Annotated in this window: 2 protein-coding genes (1 of these 2 cut by a window edge); one reads left to right on the forward strand and one right to left on the reverse strand. The window is 69.8% G+C overall.

Annotation, left to right across the window (positions count from 1 at the left end; all coding sequences use genetic code 11):
* Complete coding sequence (locus tag ACFVUS_RS09260; protein ID WP_387762984.1) at positions 1-813, forward strand: class I SAM-dependent methyltransferase; 813 nt, start codon at positions 1-3, stop codon at positions 811-813.
* Here ACFVUS_RS09260 and ACFVUS_RS09265 read toward each other — a convergent pair.
* Positions 794-22471, reverse strand: partial view of a non-ribosomal peptide synthase/polyketide synthase gene (locus tag ACFVUS_RS09265; protein WP_387765464.1) — the 3' portion only. The gene runs 6816 nt beyond the window's last position; the window shows 21678 of its 28494 coding nt (coding positions 6817-28494); its start codon lies beyond the right edge, outside the window; it ends in the stop codon at positions 794-796. The two genes, ACFVUS_RS09260 and ACFVUS_RS09265, sit on opposite strands and share 20 nt — an antisense overlap.

The raw sequence follows: 22471 nt of genomic DNA on the forward strand, positions 1-22471 counted from the left end.
ATGAGTGAACAGGTATCGCTCGGCGCGATCCAGGAAACGCTGTTGATTCCGCTCTACGGCCGGGCGCAGGACGCGCGGCGGGGAAAGAGTGTGCTCTCCGATCGCAAGGCGATCGAACTCACCGAAACCATCGACTACGACTTCAGCAAATTCCGCGGCCCGTCGCTGGGCGGTTCGGTGCTGCGCGCCTCCATCTTCGACGAGTATGTTCGCGAGTTCCTGCGCGAACATCCGGCGGGCACCGTGGTGGATCTGGGCTGTGGCCTGTCGACCCGGTTCGATCGGCTCGACAACGGCCTTGTGCACTGGATCGACCTCGATGTCGAGGACACCATGGCGTTGCGGCGCAAGTACTTCGAGGATTCCGAGCGATACACCATGATCACCGGATCGATCTTCGATACCGACTGGTTCAGCGCTGTGACCGAACGACCCGGCCCGGTATTCCTGCTGAGCGAGGCCGTGCTGCTCTACTTCCCCGCCGAACGGGTGCGGGCCACCCTGAGCCGAATCGCGAAGCAGTTCCCTTCCACACCTTTGGCTTTCGACACCGGCGGCGCGTTCATGATGCGCAGTCAGGACCGCAATCCCGTGTTCAAGGCCGTCACCGCCCGGATGGAATGGATCTGCGATGATCCGAAGACCCTGGAGCAGTGCGGTTTACGGCTGCGCGAATCCCGAACTTTCGCGCAGCCGCAACCTTCGGTCGTCCGTACCTGGCCGCTCCAGTACCGCTTGGCGGCCAAACTGCTGGGCCGAACGGCCCCGGTCACCACCTACAAACTCAACCTCTTCACCACCTCGCCCGGGTAAGGCGCGATTCCAGGATCGGACCGATCTCGGCGGCCTTGTCCGCGTGCAGCATTCCGGTATGCCAGGCGTCGATCGCGATCTGATCGATGCGCCCGGTGATGTGCGCGCGCCAGATCTCCGGGAATCGGTCCCGTCCGGCCTCCCGCGCGGAGGTGAGCAGCAGTGCGTCGCCCGCGAAGCAACCGGGTTGATACGGAAGCGGTTTCGAGAACGACTCCAGTACCCGTCGCACCTGTTCCGGTGCAAGGATGCCCGCGGCGCTGATCCGGTCCGAGAGCAGGGCGTAGAACTCCTCCAGATTCCCGATCTCGGGCACCTCGTCCAGTTTCAGCACATCGCGCCAGCCGCCCAGAATGCGGGCGACCGCCTCGGCCACCTCATGCTGTTCGGGTTCGGCGGTCTCGCCCGCACCCGATTCCGGACTGGCGTCGACCAGGGCCAGCAGTCCGACCTCATGTCCCAGCTCGCGCAGGCGCACCGCCATGGCATGTGCGATCTGACCGCCGAGGGACCAGCCCACCAGGTGGTAGGTGGTATCCGGGAAGAACTCCAGAAGCTCGCGGACGTATCGATCGGCGTACGCGCCCACCGATTCCAGCCGGGCCTCACCCGCCACGATGTACGGGTCCTGCAATCCGTAGACCGGGCGGTCGGGGTCCAGATGACCCAGTAGCGAGCCGTACACCCAGGCCAGACCGCCGCCGGGATGGACGCACAACAGCGGCGCACGCGTGCCCGCGGACCGCAGCGGGGTCAATACACCCAGCGAGATGTTCATCTCGTCCGCGCTCTCCAGATCGCGGGCCAGCGCCGCGGGAGTCGCATCGGAGAACAGCCTGCTGGGTTGCAGCTGCCTGCCGGTGCGCGCGTGCACCAGTGAAACGACCTGTACCGCACTGAGCGAATTACCGCCCAGGGCGAAGAAGTCGTCGTCCGCACCCACCCGGGCGGTGCCGAGCACCTCGGCGAACACCCGCGCCACCAGCTCCTCGGCCGGGGTCGACGGCGCACGGAAGGTCCGCACCGGGAAGACCGGTTCCGGCAGTCGCCGCCGATCGATCTTCCCGGTCGCGGTGAGCGGGAACGCGTCGAGCACCAGCACCAGATCGGGCACCATATATCCCGGCAGGCGCTGTGCCACAGCGCTTCTGGTCTGCGCCGGGTCCACCGATCGGCCCGCCGCGGCCACCGCGTAGGCGACCAGCCGGACATCGGATTCCGCACCGCCCGCCGGGGTGTGCGCCACCACGATCGCCTGTTCGATCTCGGGCAGATCGCACAGTGCGGTCTCGACCTCGCCCAGCTCCAGCCGCTGCCCGCGCACCTTGATCTGGAAGTCCGACCGGCCGACGAACGCGAGAGTGGCCGCGCCGGAAGCGGATTCCGCAGCATCGCCGATCACGACCCAGCGCACCAGATCACCGGTGCGATAGAGCCGATCGCCGGGTGCGCCGAGCGGATCGGCCACGAACCGCGATGCGGTGAGACCGGCACGGCCCCGATATCCGCGTGCCACAGCGGAACCCGAGATATAGAGCTCGCCGACGACGCCCGCGGGTACCGGGCGCATCCACGAATCCAGCACCGCCACACGAACATCGGCGATCGGACCCCCGATACCCGCCGCCGGGCCCGGTGTCAGTTCGGAACCGGTGACCCAGATCGTCGCCTCGGCCGGACCGTACAGGTTGTGCACCCGCCGCAGCCCCGCCGCATCGGTGCCGGACCAGCGCGATACCAGGTGCGGTGTGCACCGATCACCACCGGTCAGCACCACCCGCAGCGAGTCGAGTCCCTCGACGTCCAGCGATACCGCCACCGACGGGGTCAGGAACGCGTGCGTGACGCGCTGCGCGTGCATCAGCTCCCGAAGCGGTTGTCCGCCATAGACATCCGGCGGCGCGACGACCAGCGCGCCACCGGCGTCGGTGGCCAGCAGCAGCTCCAGCATCGCGGCGTCGAAGGTCCGCGCCGCCACCCCGAGCATCCGGGAATCGCGATCGAGGGCACCGCGCCGCCGACCATCGGCGACGATCGCCGCCAGACCGGCGTGCGTGACCTCGACCCCCTTGGGCTCTCCGGTCGACCCCGAGGTGTACACCACGTAGGCGGTATTGCCGATGCGAACGGGATGCCGCCGATCGACGGCGGACATTACATCGTCGCCCGCCGTCGCTGCCCCATCCACATCGTCGGACGTCAGCCAGCACATCGGCTCACCCGGCAGCACATCTCGATACCGCGGATCGGTAATACCCACTCGTGCACCGGAATCAGCACAGACGAACCGATTCCGATCCAGCGGATGCGCCGGATCGACCGAGACGAACGCGGCACCGGTCTTGGCGATCGCCCACACCGCCGTCACCCAGGCCGCGGATCGCGGCAGACCCACCACGACCACCGATTCCGCCCCCGCGCCCCGCGCAATCAGCAAGCGCGCCAGTCGATTCGAGTCGGCATCCAGCTGCCGATAGGTCATCCGGAGCTGTCCGTCGACCACCGCGTCACCGTCCGGATTCGCGGCCGCCGCGGCCGCCAGCAGATCCGGCAGGCTCACCGCATCGATACCGGTTCCGGACTCGATACCGCGACCGGTACCCCAGTCATCGAGCACGCGCAGCCGCTCCGAACCGGAAACGGTCGCGATATCGCGCACTCGCACACCGGGATCGGCGGCCACCGCGGCCAGCACGATCCGAAGGCGCTCGGCGAACGCGGCGATCGTGTTCGGGTCGAAGAGCTCCGCGGCATAGCTGACGCCGATCGGCATCGCACCGGTCGCATCGGGGGCGTCGGTCAACGTCAGGCTCAGATCGAACCGTTCGACCCCGATATCGGCCCCGAGGGTGGTCACCTCGATTCCGGGCAGCGCGAATCCGGCCGCCTCGAGGTTGTGGAAGGCCAGCATCACCTGGAACAGCGGATGCCGCGCCCGGCTGCGGGCCGGATCCACCGCCTCGACCACCTGCTCGAACGGAATCTCCGCGTGCGCGAACGCTTCCAGGTCCGTCCCGCGCACACCGGCGAGCAACTCGGTGAACGGCAGCGATTCATCGATGCGGGTGCGCAGCACCACGGTATTGACGAACATGCCGACCAGCTCGTCCAGCAGCGCCGACCCGCGCCCGGCCACCGGGGTGCCGACGGCGATATCGGTGCTGCCCGACCAGCGCGACAGCACGATCGACAGGGCGGTATGCACGACCATGAACACCGTCGCACCCCGGGCGCGGGCGATCTCGCGCAAGCCGGTGACGGTTGCGGGATCCACCGCGAACTCGTACCGCGCCCCGCGATGTGAGGCGACCGGCGGGCGCGGGCGATCCACGGGGAGTTCCAGCGCCTCGGGCAGCTCCCGCAATCGCTCGGTCCAGTACCCGAGCTGACAGGCGAGCACCGAATCCGGGTCTGCCGCCGATCCGAGCGATTCCCGTTGCCACAGCGCGTAATCCGCGTACTGCACGGTCAGCTCGGCCCAGTCCGGTTGTCGCCCGGCGCTTTCGGCGCGGTAGGCCGCCGCCAGGTCTCGCGACAGCGGGGCCATCGAGAAGCCGTCGGCGGCGATGTGATGCACCACGAAGACCAGCACGAACTCATCCGGTCCCGTGGTCAGCAGCCGAGCGCGCACCGGAACCCGCTGTGTCACATCGAATCCCAGTGCCACCACGGCGGCGACGGCGGCGTGCAGCGCGGATTCGGCCACGGGTTCCGGGGTCAGATCCACGTCCACGGCGGCGGCGAGTTCGGCCACCGGCAGCACGAGCTGATACGGCACCCCGTCCACATCCGGGTACCGGGTGCGCAATACCTCGTGCCGGGCGAGCACATCCCACATCGCCGCGGTGAGAGCGGATACCTCGAGCGCACCGGACAGCCGCAGCACCAGCGGAATGCTGTATGCCATCGACCCCGGCGCGAGCCGGTTCACGAACCACATGCGCTGCTGCGCGAACGACAGCGGCACCCGCTCGGGTCGCACCCGGGCCGCGAGCCGGGGTTCGGTCTCCGCGACACCGGATTCCGGCGTCCGCGTCGCCAGCCACGCCGCGAGCCCCGCGACCGTCGGCTGGTCGAAGACATCGCGCACACCGACCGCCGTGCCCGCCCCGTCCGCCAACCGGGCCGCGAAGCGCGTGGCGGACAGGGAGTTTCCGCCCATGCCGAAGAAATCGTCATCGAGGCCTGCCCGGTCCGCCCCGAGCACCTCGGCGAACACCTCCGCCACCAGTCGCTCGGTCCGGGTCGAGGGCGCGCGATAGCCCGCGCGACTGTGCTCCGGGTCGGGCAGTGCTCCGCGATTCACCTTGCCGCTACTGGTCAATGGCAGCGCATCGAGCGGCATGAGCACATCGGGCACCAGGTATCCGGGCAGTCGCTCCCCGAGTGCTCGCCGGATCGCGGCCGGATCGACCGCATGTCCGGAAGCGGCCACGATATAGCCGACCAGGCGAGCGCCGGTGTCCAGCTGCCGCATCACCACCACGGCGTGCTCGATCCCCGGCAGATCGGTGAGGGCGGCTTCGATCTCGCCCGGTTCCAGCCGCTGGCCACGCATCTTCACCTGGAAGTCCGAGCGGCCGATATAGGTCAGTACACCGGTGCCGGAATCGGATTCGCCCGGCTGCCGGCACACCAGGTCCCCGGTCCGGTAGAGCCGGTCGCCGGGAGCACCGAATGGATCGGCCACGAAACGCGCGGCGGTCAGACCCGCCCGGCCCCGATAACCGCGTGCCACACCGGAACCCGACACGTAGAGCTCGCCCGTCACCCCGGCCGCCACCGGCCGCAGCCACGGGTCCAGCACGACCGCGCCCGTTCCGGGCATCGGAGCGCCGATGGTGACCGGATCCCCCGCGCGCAGTTCGGGACTGATCGAGGTGATGATGGAGATCTCGGTGGGGCCGTAGGTGTTGTGGAACCGTCGCGCACCGGCCGCGTCGGTGCGCGACCACCGCGCCACCAGTGCGGGCGGGCACGCCTCGCCACCGGCGAGCAGCACCCGCAGATCGTCGAGCCCGGCCGGATCCAGCATGGCGGCCACGCTGGGTGTCATGCCGGCATGGCTGATGCGTTGCTCGCGCATCAGCTGGGCCAGGCGCGGCCCGCCGTACACATCATCGGGAGCCAGCACCAGCGCCGCGCCCGCCGGAATCGCGAGCAGCAGTTCGAGCAGTGCGAAGTCGAAGGTGCGCGAGGCCGCGCCCAGTACTCGGGACTCGGAATCGACTCCGTAGCAACGTGATTGCGCCGCGGCGACCGCGAGCAGACCGGTGTGCGTCACCTCGACGCCCTTGGGCAGACCGGTCGAGCCGGAGGTGTAGATGATGTACGCGGTATTCCGCACCCGCAGTATCCGGGAGCGGTCGGCGTCGGTCACCGGGGCGGACGACAGCCCCTCGATTCGCGCCGCTACGCCCGGATCATCCAGGGATATCCAGGACATGCCCGCGCCCGGCAGCGCGGCTTGGTGACGACCCAGCGTAATTCCCACTCGCGCACCGGAATCCGCGCACACGAAGCGATTGCGGTCCAGCGGATGAGCCGGGTCCACGGGCAGGAAGGCCGCACCGGATTTGGTGATCGCCCATACCGCGAGCGCCCACTCCAGCGACCGCGGCACCGCTATCGCCAGCACGGACTCCGGACCCGCGCCGTGCGCGATCAGGTACCGCGCCAGGCGATTCGAGCGTTCGTCGAGTTCCCGGTAGGAGATGTGACGGTCGCCGTCGATCACCGCGTCACCCTCGGGATTGCGGGAAACCGCGGCCGCCAGCAGATCCGGCAGGGTCATCGCGGCCGCGGACTCGATACCCAGGAACGGCTCGATCTCGCGCGGTCGGCCCCAGTCGTCCAGCCGGATTCGTTCGGACTGCGACAGCAGCGCGATATCCCGTACGCGCGCGGTGGGATTCGCCGTGATCGAGTCCAGTGCCGAGCACAGCTGGGCGCCGAGTGCGTCGATGCGGGCGGTATCGAATACGTCGTCCCGATATTGCAGGCGGATGCGCAGCGTCTCCCCGAGGATGACGGTGCAGGACAGTGGATAGTGCGTGGAGTCCGTACCCGCCACGGCCGTGAGTTCGAGTTCCCCCAGCCCGGTGACCTGCCGAAGATTGTGCACGTCAACGGGATACGACTCGAACACCATCAGGGTGTCGAACAGATTGTCACCGTCGGCGACCGCGTGGATATCGGTCAGGCCGAGGTGATGGTGGTCCAGCAACCGGGATTGCTCACGCTGTACGCGCGTCCACAGTTCGGTCACGGTTTCGGCGGGATCGAAGCGGACCCGGGTCGCGATGGTGTTCACGAACAATCCGATGGTGCGATCCGCGCCGGGCACATCGGCCGGACGGCCCGAGACGGTGGTGCCGAACACCACGTCACGACGGCCGCAGGCGTGCCCGACCAGCAGCGCCCACACCGATTGCAGCACGGTGTTCACCGTCACCCCGGCCGCCGCCGCGACAGCGGACAGTGCGCGGGTGGTCGCATCGTCGAGTTCGATCGACCGATCCAGTACCGCTCCGGCGGTGGCGGCTGGCACACCGGGCCCCGCGATCAGGGTCGGTTCGGCCCCGGCGAGCGCCTCGGACCAGGCCGCCAACGCCGCGGGCCGATCCCGAGTCGCCAACCAGGCCAGGAAATCCCGGTACGAACCGGCGGGCGGGCCGGGCTCCCCGCCGTACTGCGTGAATATCTCGGTGACCAGCACCGGCCAGGACCAGCCGTCCAGGATGAGGTGGTGATCGGTCAGCACGACCGCCCACTCCCCCGCACCCAGGCGCGCCACCGTGCAGCGCAGCAGCGGTGCGGCGGCGAGGTGGAAGCGGCGCGCCTTCTCGGCCGCCGCCAATTGCTCCAGCGCCCGCACCGGATCGGTGCTCTCGGTCAGATCCGCTATATGCCAAGGCAATTCGGCGTGCTCCGAGACCACCGCGACGGTGGTCCCGCCACCGGTGGTGGTGAATGCCGTGCGCAGGCTCTCGTGCCGGTCAACCACGGCGGTGACGGCCCGGTGCAGTCGTCCCGGATCCAGCGGACCCCGCAGGCGCAGCACCACCTGCGCGGCATACACATCGGTCTCCGCACTGCCGAGCAACGCGGTGTGGAAGAGCAGTCCCGCCTGCAACGGGGTCAGCGGATGCACATCGGTCAGCGCCGGGTAGGCGCGTTCGAGCGCGGTGATATCGGATTGCGGCAGTCGCACCAGATCGAAGTCGGACGGGGAATGCCCACCCGCGCCGGGCATTTCGGCGTAGTCGGCAATGGCGGTCAGCGCCTGTGACCACAGTCCGGCCAATTCCGCCATCTCGACGCGGTCCAGCAGAGTGGTCGGGAATCGCACACTGGCCAGCAGGCTGTCGTCGATGACGATCGCGGAGATATCGAGGGCGACGGTCACCGGGGTCTCGGGATCCACCGCCACCTCGAGTTCGCCCAGCCCGCCGTCGACGCCGGTCCCGGACACCCGGCCCAGATAGTTGAATCCGATCTGCCCCGGCATCCGGTCCGGCAACGCGGCCGCGGTATCGGGATTCAGATAGCGCAGCATCCCGTAGCCGATGCCCTTGTCCGGCAGCGAGTTCAAGGTCTCTTTGATCGACAGCACGGCATCGCGCACCGCGGCGCCGCCCGCGACGACCGCGTCGGCATCGATACCGGACAGGTCGAAACGCACGGGGAACACGGTGGTGAACCAGCCCACGGTGCGGGACAGTTCGGCCCCGCCGATCACCTGTTCCTCGCGGCCGTGTCCCTCCATGCGGATCAGCACCGACGATTCGGACAGCCCCCGGCGCGCCCGCCAGATCCGCACGGCCACAGCCAGTCCCGCGAGCAGCCCGGCGTTCACGCCGCCGTGGAAGATCGCCGGAACCCGTCCGGTCAGGGCGCGCGTCACCGTTTCGGACAGTTGGAATCCGACCCGTTCGAGGGTGGCCGCGGTATCGATCACCGGATCGAGTTCGCGCCCGCCCCAGCGCGGTTCGGCGCCGGAGACGATGCGCTGCCACAGCGCGAGTTCGGCCACCCGCGCGGGTTCCCCGGCCGCCGTTGTCAGCCCGTACGCCCAGCGCCGCATCGAGGTACCCGCCGGAGCGAGCTCCGGAACCACACCGGCCCGCACCTGTTCGAAGGCCGATACCAAGTCGGGCACCAGGATTCGCCAGGACACGCCATCGACGACCAGGTGGTGGGCGGCGATCAGCAACCAGCCCGGCACCCCATCCCGGGGATCGAGCCAGGTGAATTGGACCATCACCCCGGCGGCGGGGTCCAGCCGGTCGATCGCCGAATTCAGGTGCAGCGTAGCCACAGCCGTGGCATCGGCGTCCGCGTCGAGGTCCACGCGCCGCACCACCGCCGCGGCGGCCACGCTGCCGGGCGGTGTCACCACCAGCGCCGCACCATCACCGCGCAGCCGCGAACGCAGCAGGTCGTGCCGGTCCAGCAGGACGGCCACGCAGGTGTTCAACCCCGCCTCGTCGATGCCCTCGGGCAGGCGCACCACCACATGCTGTTCGAACCGGCGGAATCCCCCGCCCCACTCCACCATCCAGCGCGCCACCGGCAGCAGCGGCTGCTCCCCGACCCCGCCGCCCGCCAGTTCCGGCACCGCTCCGGATTCGTCGGTGTCCACGGCGTGCGCGATCAGCGCCAGCCGGGCCGCGGTGCGCTGTTCGAAGACATCGCGGGGGCCGAAGACCACCCCGAGCGCCCGCGCCCTGGCGACCACCTGGATGGAGACGATCGAATCGCCGCCCAGGCCGAAGAAGTCGTCATCCGCGCCGACCCGGTCCAGTCCCAGTGCCGCGCCGAACGCCTCGGTGATCACCCGCTCGAACGGCGTCGACGGCGCGCGGTACGCCCGCTCCGGGAATTCCGGTTCGGGCAGTGCCCGCCGATCGATCTTGCCGCTGACGGTCAACGGCAGTTCATCCAGGACCAGCACCAGATCCGGCACCATATAGGCGGGCAGCCGGTCGGCCACCGATTCGCGCACCCGCGCGGGGTCCACGGTCCGATCCGGTTCGGCGACAACGTAACCGACCAGCCGCGCCGCGCCGTTATCGGGCGCGTGCACGGTCACCACCGCCTGATCGATACCGTCCACGGCGATCAGCGCGGCCTCGACCTCACCCGGTTCCAGACGCTGACCGCGCACCTTCAGCTGGAAGTCCGCACGTCCGGCGAACTCCAATACACCGGTGCCCGAACCGGATTCGCCCGGCACCCAGCGCACCAGATCGCCGGTCCGGTACAGCCGATCCCCCGGCCCGCCGAATGGATCGGCCACGAAACGCGTGGCGGTCAGGCCCGCCCGGCCCCGATAGCCCCGTGCCACACCCGATCCCGAGACGTACAGCTCACCCGTCACGCCCAGGGGCACCGGGCGCATCCACGCGTCCAGCACCACGACTCCCGCACCGGCGATCGGACCGCCGATCACCACCGGGCGGCCGGGCAGCAGCGCGGCGGCGGTCACCCAGATGGTCGCCTCGGCCGGGCCGTACAGGTTGTGCAGTTCGCGCCCGTTCGCGGCATCGGACCAGCGCGAAACCAGTTGCGGCCCACAGCGATCGCCACCGGTCAGCACCACCCGCAGGGCGTCGAGCCCGGCCGGTTCCATCGACATGGCCACCGACGGCGTCAGGAACGCGTGCGTGATCCGCTCATCGCGCAGCAATTCCCACAGCGGGTGCCCGCCGTACACCTGCGCGGGCGCGAGCACCAGGGCGCCGCCGCCGGAGGCCGCCAGCAGCAGTTCCAGGATGGCCGCGTCGAAGGTGCGCGCGGCCACGCCCAGCACCCGCGACTCCGCGTCGACCCCGCAGCGCCGCACGTGATCCGCCAGCAGCGCCGTCAATCCGGCATGGGTGACCTCGACGCCCTTGGGCCGGCCGGTGGAACCCGAGGTGTGGATGAGGTAGGCGGTATTGCTCGCGCGCGGCACCGCGTCGGTGACCGGATCGTGCGCGAGCCGCCGCATCCGCAGGGTTACGGCCGGATCGTCCAGCACCAGCCACGGCAGGCTTTCCCAGGGCAGCCCGTCGGTCTGCGCGTCGATCGTAATGCCCAGCCGTGCACCGGAATCCGCGCAGAGGTACCGGTTCCGCTCGAGCGGATGCGCCGGATCCACCGAGACGAACGCCGCCCCGGTCTTGGCGACCGCCCAGACCGCGAGCACCCATTCCAGCGAGCGCGGCACGCCGACGGCGACCACCGATTCGACCCCGATGCCGCGTTCGATCAGCAAGCGCGCCAAGCGATTCGAATCGGCGTCCAGCTTCCGGTACGACATCCGCCGGGCGCCGTCGACGACCGCGTCGCCGTCCGGGTTGGCGGCCACGGCCGCCGCCAGCACACCCGGCAGCGTCATACCGGCCGAGATCATCTCGCCGTCCTCGAGCATGGCCAGATCCAGGTCGGCCAGATCGGTGCGGCCCCACTCGTACAGCAGTCGCTGCTGCTGCGGTGCGGGCAGCACCCCGATCTCGCGCACGGTCGCCGCGGGTTCGGCCGCGATCATCGAGAGCACCTCGCGCAGCCGTTCGGCGAAGACCGCGATGGTGGCAGCGTCGAACAGTTCCGAACGGTATTGCAACCGGATGCGCAGGATGTCCTGGAGTACCGCGGTGCAGGTCAGCGGGTAGTGGGTGGAGTCCGCGGCGGTCACACCGAGCAGTTCGAGATCGCCGTGCCCCGCCGCCCGTTCGATATCGCGCATATCGACGGGGTAGGACTCGAGCACCATGATGGTGTCGAACAGGCTGTCATATCCGGTGCGCGTGTGGATTTCGCGCAGTCCGAGGTGGTGATGGTCCAGCAGTGCCGCCTGCTCGGTGTGGATGCGCGCCCAGAGCTCGGCGACGGTCTCGGCGGGGGCCAGCCGCACCCGGGCCGGAATCGTATTGATGAACAGGCCGATGGTGCGGTCGGCGGCGGGAAGTTCACCGGGCCGCCCGGAGACGGTCGCGCCGAACACGATATCGGTGCGGCCGGTGAGCCCGGCCAGCATGATCGCCCACGCCGATTGCAGCACCGTATTGACCGTCACCCCGGCCGCGGCCGCGGCGGCGGCCAGCTCCTGGGTGGCGGTGCTCTCGATGGTGAAGGATTGATCCGCCACGGCCGCCGCGTCGCCGCCCGGACCGGAGGTCCCGGCGATCAGCGTCGGTTCGGCACCGGCGAGCGCTTCGCCCCAGGCGGCCAGCGCGGCATCCTGATCACGAGTTCCCAACCACCCCAGGAAGTCTCGATACGAACCGGGTGCGACGGTGGGGGCCTCGCCCATATAGCTGGCCAGCAGTTCGGTCACCAGCAGCGGATAGGACCAGCCGTCCAGGATGACGTGATGATTGGTCAGGATCAGCGCCCAGTGGTTCGCGGTCAGGCGCGCCACGGTCAAGCGCAGCAGTGGCGGGACGGCGAGGTCGAAGGGGCGGGCCAGCTCCCGCGCCGCCAGTTCGTCCAGCGCCCGCTCGGACTCGGCATATCTCCTGAGATCGACCACCTCCCAAGGCAATTCGATGTCATCGCAGACCACCGCGATATCGATCCCGGCTACGGTGGTGAACGCCGTGCGCAGTCCGTGATGCCGGCGCAGTACCGCCGTCGCGGCCGTGCGCAGCCGTTCGGGATCGAGGTCTCCGGACAGATGCAGAATCAATTGCGCGACATAGGCATCGGTTTCGGCGTGCGCGTCGGCGAGATGCGCGTGGAAGAGCAGTCCCGCCTGCAACGGCGTCACCGGCCACACATCGGACAGCGCCGGGTAGGCCCGTTCGAGCGCGGTGACCTCGGACTGGGCCACCTCGACCGCGCCGAAGTCCGACGGCGAATGTCCGCCCGCGCCAGGTGTTTCGGCATATGCGGCGACCGCGGACAGCACCACCGTCCACAATTCGGCCAGCTCGCGGACCTCGTCGTGTCGGAGCAGGGTGCCGGGGAACCGGAAGCTCGCACGCAAACCGTCCTCGACCACGACGGCCGAGATATCCACCGCGACCGTCACCGGCATATCCGGATCCGGTGCGGCACTCAGCTCACCGAGCCCGCCGTGTACGCCGCCCAGCCCGTCGGTATCGACCGCGCCGATCTGCCCGAGATAGTTGAACCCGATGCGCCCGGGCATCGCGCCGGGCAGCAGCGCCGAGGTCTCGGGATTGCGGTATCGCAGCAGGCCGTAGCCGATCCCCTTGTCCGGCAACGTGTTCAGGGTCTCCTTAACCGTGAGTACGGCCGCGGCCACCGCCGCGTCACCCGCCGCCACGGCTTCGGCGTCGATATCGGACAGATCGAAGCGGACCGGGAACATTGAGGTGAACCAGCCCACGGTGCGCGACAGCTCCGCACCGAGTGCGATCCGTTCCTCGCGCCCGTGGCCCTCCAATCGCACCAGCACCGACGGTTCGTCGATACCGCGCCGGGACCGCCACAACCGCACGGCCACGGCCAGACCCGCGAGCAGGCCGTCATTCACCCCGCCGTGGAAGATCTCCGGAACCCGCGCGAGCAGGGTGCGCGTCACCGATTCCGGTAGCCGCACCTCGAGCTGTTCGAGGGTGGCGGCCGTATCGATCGCCGGATCGAGTTCGCGCCCACCCCAGTACGGGTCCGGGCCGACGGCCATGCGCTGCCACAGTTCGAGCTCACGCACGCGCGCCGGTTCGACGGCCGCGTCGGTGAGTGCGTGCGCCCAGCGGCGCATCGAGGTGCCGACCGGCGGCAATTCCGGAATCGCACCGGATACGGCCTGATCGAGGGCGGATATCAAGTCCGGCAGCAGGATTCGCCAGGAGACGCCGTCGACCACGAGATGATGTGCGACCAGTATCAGCCAGCCGGGTTCGCCCGCGGCGGGATCGAGCCAGACGAACTGCGTCATCCTGCCGTCCGACGGATTCAGCCGATCCAGAGCCGAATCCAATTGCGCCGCAGCTGCTGCCGTCACATCGGCACCGGGTTCGAGCGGTTGCCGGTGCACGATCGGGCGCACACCGCCCACGGGCCGCACGGTCAGCGACCAGTCGTCGTTCGCATCGCGCAGCAGGCGCGACCGCAGCATGTCGTGCCGGTCCAGCAGCGCGGTAGCCGCCACGCTCAGCGCCGCCTCGTCGACACCGGCGGGCAATCGCAGCACCACGTGCTGTTCGAAACGGTTGAAACCGCGGCCCCATTCGACCATCCACTGCGCGACGGGCAGCAGCGGAAACTCGCCTACGCCCGCACCCGGCAACTCGGCCAGACCGCCGACCGCCGCGCTCGTGGCGATCGCCGCGAGCCGGGCGGCGGTGCGCTGTTCGAACACATCGCGCGGACCGAACACCACACCCAGGGCGCGCGCCTTGGCCACCACCTGAATCGAGACGATGGAGTCACCGCCGAGGGTGAAGAAATCGTCATCGGCGCCGACCTCGTCGAGACCCAGGACCTGCGCGAACACCCCGGCCACCACTTCCTCGACGCGCGAGGAGGGCGCCCGGAACTCACGCTCCGGGAACACCGGTTCCGGCAGTGCCCGCCGGTCCACCTTGCCGCTGGCGGTCAACGGCAACTCGTCGAGCACCGTCACCACATCGGGCGTCATATATCCGGGCAGCCGCTCACCCACCGCCCGCACGATCGTGATCGGATCGACCGCGCGGCCCGATTCGGCGACCACGTAGGCCGCCAAACGGGCACCGGCGGACTCACTTTCGCCCGCGGTGTGCACCAGCACCACCGCCTGCGCGATATCGTCGAGCGCGCAGAGCGCGGCCTCCACCTCGCCGAGTTCCAGGCGCTGGCCGCGCACCTTCACCTGGAAGTCGGCGCGGCCCACGAACTCCAGAGTCCCGGCGCCCGTTCCGGATTCGTCGATGATCCAGCGCACCAGATCGCCGGTGCGATACAGCCGCCATCCCGGCGCACCGAACGGATCGGCGACGAAGCGTCCGGCGGTCAGGCCCGCGCGGCCCCGATAGCCGCGCGCCACACCAGCACCCGAGAGATACAGCTCGCCCACCACACCCACCGGCACGGGCCGCAGCCACGCGTCCAGCACGTGTGCGCCGATACCGTCGATGCCCGGGCCCATGGTGATGGACTCGCCCGCGCGCAGCTCCCGGCTGATCATCGTGATGATCGTGGTCTCGGAGGGACCGTAGGTGTTGAAGAATTCGCGCGCGCCCGCCGCATCGGTCCGGGACCAGCGCGAAATCAGTTGCGCGGCAAAGCGTTCACCGCCGACCGTCACCACTCGCAGCGCGTCCAGGCCGATCGGGTCGACCGATGCCGCCACCGCGGGCGTCAGGAACGCGTGCGTGATGCGCTGTGCGCGCATCAGGTCGGCCAGCAGCGGGCCGCCGTAGCTGTCGTCGGGCGCGATGACCAGTGCGGCCCCCGCCGGAACGGCGAGCAGCAGTTCGAGCAGTGCGGCATCGAAAGTGCGTGCGGCCACCGCCAATACCCGGGATTCGGCGTCGACCGTGTACTGCCGCAGTTGCGCCGCGGCCACGGCGGCCAGCCCGGCATGGGTGCTCTCCACGCCCTTGGGCTGCCCGGTCGAGCCCGAGGTGTAGACGATGTAGGCGGTATTGCCCAGCCGCAGCGCGGCAGGGCGATCGACATCGGTGACCGGAGATTTCGAATGCTGCCGGACGCGCGCGGTGACGGTGGGATCGTCGAGGAGCAGCCAGGAGACCTCATCGCGGGGCAGCCGCGCCGCGTGGCATTCGAGCGTAATGCCCTCCAGCACACCGGAGTCGCCGCACATGAAGCGGTTGCGGTCGGCCGGATGCGCCGGATCCAGCGACAGGAACGCCGCGCCCGCCTTGCTGATCGCCCACACCGCGAGCACCCATTCCAGCGAGCGCGGCAGGGCGATGGCGAGGACCGAATCCGGTCCGGCCCCGTGCCCGATGAGATAGCGCGCCAATTGATTCGACTGCTCGTCGAGCTCGCGGTAGGAGATTCGGCGCTCACCGTCGATGACGGCGTCGCCGGTCGGATGCGCGGCCACCGCCGCGCTGAGCAACTGCGGCAACGTCATCGGATCGGTGCCGCCGATGAGCTCGAACGCGCCCACCTCGCCCCACTCCCGCAGCAGCGCGTGTTCCGCGCCCGAGAGCATATCGATCGCACGCACGACGCCGCCGGGTGCGACGGTGATCGCCCGCAGCACCCGGTGCAGTCGCTCGGCGAGCACCGCGATCGTCGCGGCGTCGAAAAGGTCAGTGGCATAGCTGAGGTGGACCGGGATCGTCCCGTCGGGGTCGGGCGCGTCGGTCAGGGTCACGGTCAGATCGAAGCGTTCGACACCGGTCGCCGCGCTGGACGGGGTGACCACGAGCCCGGGCAGGGTGATGGCGGCGGGATCGAGATTGTGGAAGGCCAGCAGCACCTGGAACAGCGGATTGTGCGCCTGACCACGCACCGGATCGAGCGCCTCGACCACCTGCTCGAACGGAATCTCCGCGTGCGCGAAGGCATCCAGATCGATGCCGCGCACCCGGGCCAGCGCTTCGGTGAAGCTCAGCGTCTCGTCGATGCGGGTCCGGAGCACGACCGTATTGACGAACATCCCGACCAGATCGTCCAGTAGTGCCGAACCGCGCCCGGCGACCGGTGTGCCGATCGCGATATCGGCACTGTGCGAAAGGCGCGACAGCACGATCGCCAGCGCGGTGTGGAAGACCATGAATACCGTCGCGCCCTCGGCGCGGGCAATGCCGTGCAGTCCGGCGACCACGTCGGGCTCGAGCGTGAAGCTCTGTGCCGCACCGCGATGCGAGGCGACGGCCGGTCGCGGCCGATCGGAAGGCAGTTCGAGCACCTCGGGCAGCTCCCGCAGCTGCCCGGTCCAGTACCCGAGCTGACGGGACAGCGGCGATGCCGGATCGTCCTGCGATCCCAGCGATTCACGTTGCCACAGTGCGTAATCCGCGTACTGCACCGGCAGTTCGGCCCATTCCGGTTGCCGCCCGGCGCTGCTGGCGCGGTAGGCCTCGGCCAGATCCCGTGCCAGCGGGTGCATCGAAAAACCGTCGGCGCCGATGTGGTGGATCACCAGCACCAGCGCGAAGTCCTCCGGCCCGGTGGTCAGTAGGCGGCAGCGCACCGGAATCCGCTGCGCCACATCGAAGCCCGCCGAGACGATGGCAGCGATGGCGGCGGTCAACTCGGTTTCGGAGACCGGTAGCGGGGTCAGCTCCACGTCCACCGCGTCCGCCAGTTCGGCGACCGGGACCACGACCTGGTGCGGCACCCCGTCCACGTCCGGGTACCTGGTGCGCAGCACCTCGTGCCGGACGACCACATCGCGGACCGCGGCCGTCAGCGCCGCCACATCCAGCGCACCGGACATGCGCAACACCAGCGGAATGCTGTACGCGGCCGATTCGGGGGCGAAGCGATTCACGAACCACATGCGCCGCTGCGCGAACGACAGCGGCACCCGCTCGGGGCGCGCCCGCCGTGCCAGCCGCACGCCGTCGGCACCCGATTCGCGGGCGGACAGCAGGGCCGCCAGTTCGCCGACCGCCGGAGCCGTGAAGATATCGCGCACGGTGACCGCGACACCGGCCGCCGCCGCCAGCCGGGTGGCCAGCCGGGTCGCCGAGAGCGAATTGCCGCCGAGTGCGAAGAAGTCATCGTCCAGCCCGGCCCGATCGAGGGTCAGCAGTTCGGCGAAGACCCCCGCCACGAGCTGTTCGGTCGCCGAGGCCGGGGCGCGGTAGGTCGCGCGCGGGAGCACCGGATCCGGCAGCGCCGCCTTGTCCACCTTGCCGTTCACGGTCAGAGGCAGTGCGTCGAGCACGGTGAGCACATCCGGAACCATGAATCCGGGCAACCGCGCGCCCAATGCCCGTCGAATATGAGCGGGGTCCGCTGCCCGCTCGGGCGCGGGCACGACGTACCCCGCCAGCCGTGCGGTGGCATCGTGACCGTGCACAATGACGACAGCCTGCGCGATATCGTCCAGATCGGTGAGCGCGGCCTCGACCTCGCCGAGCTCCAGCCGCTGCCCGCGCACCTTCACCTGGCAGTCGGCACGGCCGACGAATTCCAATATGCCCGGCCCGCTGTCGAATTCGGCCGCCCCGTCCACCGTCGCCCAGCGCACCAGATCTCCGGTGCGGTACAGCCGATCGCCCGGTCGGCCGAATGGATCGGCGATGAATCGCGCCGCCGTGAGATCGGCGCGGCCCCGATAACCCCGTGCCACACCGGAACCCGAGACATAGAGCTCGCCTTCGACACCGGCCGGAACCGGGCGCAGCCACGCGTCCAGCACCACCGCGCCCATACCGTCGATGGCCGAGCCCAGGGTGACCGGATCACCCGCCCGCAAATCCGGACTTCCGGTCACCCAGATGGTCGCCTCGGCCGGGCCGTACAGATTGTGTACCCGGCGATGGCCCGCGCGATCGGTGCGCGACCACCGCGAAACCAGTGCGGGCGGGCAGGTTTCACCGGCGGTGATCAGCACCGCCAGCTCGTCCAGGCCCGCCGGGTCCAGCCCGGCCGCCACACTCGGGGTGAGCACGGCGTGCGTGACGCGCCGCTCGCGCAGCAGATCGGCCAGAGGTTCCGCGCCGAACACCTCGGGCGGCGCGATAACCAGTGCGGCACAACCGGATACCGCCAGCAGCAGTTCGAACACCGCCGCGTCGAAGGTGCGCGCCGCCACGCTCAGCACCCGGGAATCCGGGCGCACCGCGAAGCGCCGCCGCTGTGCGCCGCAGACACCCGCCAGTCCGGCGTGCGTGACCTGCACACCCTTCGGGCGACCCGTCGATCCGGAGGTGTAGACGACATACGCGGTACTCGCCGGCCGCACCGGCGCGTGGCGGTCGGCATCGGTCACCGGGCCGCTCGCGCGCTGCTCGATGCTCGCGGCCACGGCCGCATCGTCGACCACCAGCCACGACATATCCTCGCGCGGCAACAGCCCCTGATACCGGGACATCGTCAGGCCCAGCCGGACACCGGAATCCGCGCACATGAAGCCGTTGCGCTCGACCGGATGCCCGGGATCCAGGGACAGGAATCCCGCCCCGGCCTTCGCGATCGCCCACACCGCGGTCACCCATTCCAGTGACCGCGGCACACCCACCGCGACAACCGTTTCCGGTCCCGCGCCGTGCTCGATGAGTTGCCGGGCCAGCCGGTTCGATCGCTCGTCGAGTTCGCGATAGCCGATTCGGCGCTCGCCGTCCATCACGGCGACGCCCTCCGGGGTGGCGGCCACCGCCGCGGCGAGCACCTGCGGCAGGGTCAGGGCGGGCGCGCCGGAATCACCGCGCCCGCGTTCCAGCAGCCGATGACATTCGGAGCCGGACAGCGCACCGACCTCGCGCACCGGGATCGATGGATCGACGCTCATCGCGCACACGATCGCGCGCAGCCGCTCGGCGATCGCCGCGACGGCCGCCGGATCGAAGACATCGGATCGGTATTGCAGGCGCAGGCGCAGACCGTCCTGCACGGTGACACTGCACGTGAGCGGATAGTGCGTGGAATCGGTCGCGTCCACGTCCGTGACCTCGAGGCCGGCGCTACCGGCGATCCCCCGAATCCGGCGCATATCAAGGGGATAGGACTCGACCACCAGGACGGTGTCGAAGAGCCGGTCGGTGCGCTGTCGCGCGTGGATATCGGTGAGCGCGATGTGATGATGATCCAGCAGCGCCGCCTGCTCGCGGTGCAATCGCTTCCAGAGTTCGGTGGCGGTCTCGTTCGGCCGCATGCGCACGCGCGCCGGAATGGTGTTCACGAACAGGCCGATGGTGCGATCGGCGGCGGGCACTTCGGCGGGACGTCCGGAGACCGTCATACCGAAGGCGATATCGGTGCGCCCGCTCAATCCCGCCAGCACCATGGCCCAGGCCGATTGCAACACCGTGCTCACCGTGACCCCGGCGACGGCGGCGGCCGCCGCGAGATCCTGTGCGCCCGCCGCGTCGATCTCCAGCCATTGCTGCATGACCGCGCCGGTGCCCGGCCGGTCGGCGACCAGGGTCGGTTCCAGACCCGCGAGCGCACGCGCCCAGGCCGTCAGCCCGGCCGCACGATCACGAGTTCCCTGCCAGGACAGGAAGTCCCGATACGATCCGGCGGCCGGGACCGCGCCCCCGCCGTAGCGGGTGAGCAGGTCGGTGACCAACAGCGGGTAGGACCAGCCATCGAGGATCAGGTGATGGTTGGTCAGGATCAGCGCCCACCGGTCGACGCCGAGCTCGGCGACGGTGAAGCGCAGCAGCGGTGCCCGCGCCGGGTCGAAACGCCGGGCCCTATCCGTGGCCACCAGTTCGGCCAGTGCTCGATCCGGGTCGGCGTGGCTCGTGAGATCGACTACCTGCCAAGGCAATTCGATTTCCTCGCACACCACGGCCACACTGCTGCCGCTCTCGGTGGCGGTGAACGCGGTCCGCAGACCTCGGTGCCGCTCCACCAGGTCGCGGGCGGCCGCGTGCAGGCGATCCGGGTCCAGGCCCCCGGTCAGGCGCAGCACCAATTGCGCGACATAGGTATCGGTCGCGTTGTCGGCCTCGGCCAGCCGCGTGTGGAACAGCAGTCCGTCCTGCAACGCGGTCAGCGGCCACACATCGGTCAGGGCGGGATAGTCGCGGTCGAGCGCGGTGATATCGGGCTGGGTCAGCGCGAGGAGTTCGAAGTCCGACGGGGAATGTCCACCCGCGCCCGGGGTTTCGGCATGATCGGCGATCGCGGTCAGCGCCCGCGACCACAGGTCGACCAGTTCCTCGATATCGGTGCGGTCGAGCAGGGTGCCGGGGAATCGCACCTCGGCGCGCAGCTGATCCTCGATGACGATCGCGCTGATATCCAGTGCCACCGTCACCGGCAGTTCGGGATTCAGCGCCGCGTCCGGCGCGCCCACCTCGACACCGACATCGACGCCCGATACCCGGCCCAGATAGTTGAACCCGATCCGGCCCGGCATTCGATCGGGCAGCTCGATCGCGGTCTCGGCATTGCGGTAGCGCAGCAGTCCGTAGCCGATTCCCTTGTCCGGCAGCGAGTTCAGCGTCTCCTTCACCGCGCGCAGCACCGTCGCCACCGCATCGTCACCGGCGAGCACGGCGTCGAGATCGATACCGGACAGGTCGAAGCGGACCGGGAACATACTGGTGAACCAGCCCACCGTGCGGGCGAGGTCCGCACCCTCGACGAGCTGTTCCTCGCGGCCGTGCCCCTCCATGCGCACCAGGACCGACGACGCCGGAATTCCGCGCCGCGCCCGCCACACCCGCACCGCGACGGTGAGCCCGGCGAGCAGCCCGTCCTCGGCCCGGCCGTGGAAGACCGCCGGGACACGCGTCAGCAAGGTGCGCGTGAGCGCTGCGGGCAGGCGGAGACCGACCTGTTCCAGCGTTGCGGCGGTATCGATTTCCGGGTCGAGCTCACGCCCGCCCCACAGCGGATCGGCACCACTGACCATTCGCTGCCACAGCGGCAATTCGGCCACCCGAGCGGGCGCGGCGGCCGCCGCGGTCAGTGCGCGCGCCCAGTGGCGCATGGAGGTGCCCACCGGCGCGAGTGCGGGTGTGTGCACGCCATTGGCCGCCTGCTCCAGCGCCGACAGCAGATCCGGCGCGAGCACGCGCCAGGACACGCCGTCGACCACCAGGTGGTGCGCGGCAATGGCCAGCCTGCCCGGAACGTCGGTACCGGCGTCGAGCCAGACGAACCGCACCATCGAACCTTCGAACGGATTCAGTTCGCGCACAGCGGATTTCCACGCGGAGGTGGCGCTCGCGGCGCCCTCGTCACCGGAATCGAGTCCTTGCCGCCGCACCAGCGCGGCCGCGTCCACGCTGCCCGGCTCCGTCACCTCCAGCGACCACTCGCCGTCATCGCCGCGCCGCAGCCGGGACCGCAGCATGTCGTGCCGATCCAGCAACTCCCGCACCGCCGTGACCACCGCGGGTTCGGTCACCCCGACGGGCAGGCGCAGCACCACGTGCTGATCGAAACGGTCGAAACCCCTGCCCCACTCCACCATCCACTGCGCCACCGGCAACAGCGGCACCGTTCCGATACCGCCGCCGACCGGTTCGTGGGCGCTCGCGCCGGTATCCGGATCGGCCGTCCGGGCGATCACCGCCAAGCGCGCGGCGGTCCGCTGATCGAACACATCGCGCGGACCGAACACCACACCCAGCGCCCGCGCCTTGGCCACCACCTGGATCGAGACGATCGAATCGCCGCCGAGCGCGAAGAAGTCATCGTCGACCCCGACCCGGTCCAGGCCGAGCACCTCGGCGAACACCCCGGCCACCAATTCCTCGGTCCGCGAGGCGGGCGCGCGGAACTCGCGCACCGCGAACACCGGTTCCGGCAGCGCCCGCCGGTCGACCTTGCCGCTGCCGGTCAGCGGCAGCTCCGGCAGGACCGTCACCACCTCGGGCACCATGTATCCCGGCAGGCGCTCGGCCAGCGCCTGCACGATTCGCTCCGGATCGACCGCACAATCGCTCGCGGGCACCACGTCGCCCGCGGGCACCACGTATGCCGCCAGCCGAGCGCCGGTGCCGTCCGCCGGAACGTGCACGATCACGACGGCCTGCGCGATCTGCGGCAGCGCGGTCAGCGCGGCTTCGACCTCACCCAGCTCCAGGCGCTGCCCGCGCACCTTGACCTGATGATC

This window comes from Nocardia sp. NPDC058058, assembly GCF_042885355.1.
Lineage (GTDB): Bacteria > Actinomycetota > Actinomycetes > Mycobacteriales > Mycobacteriaceae > Nocardia.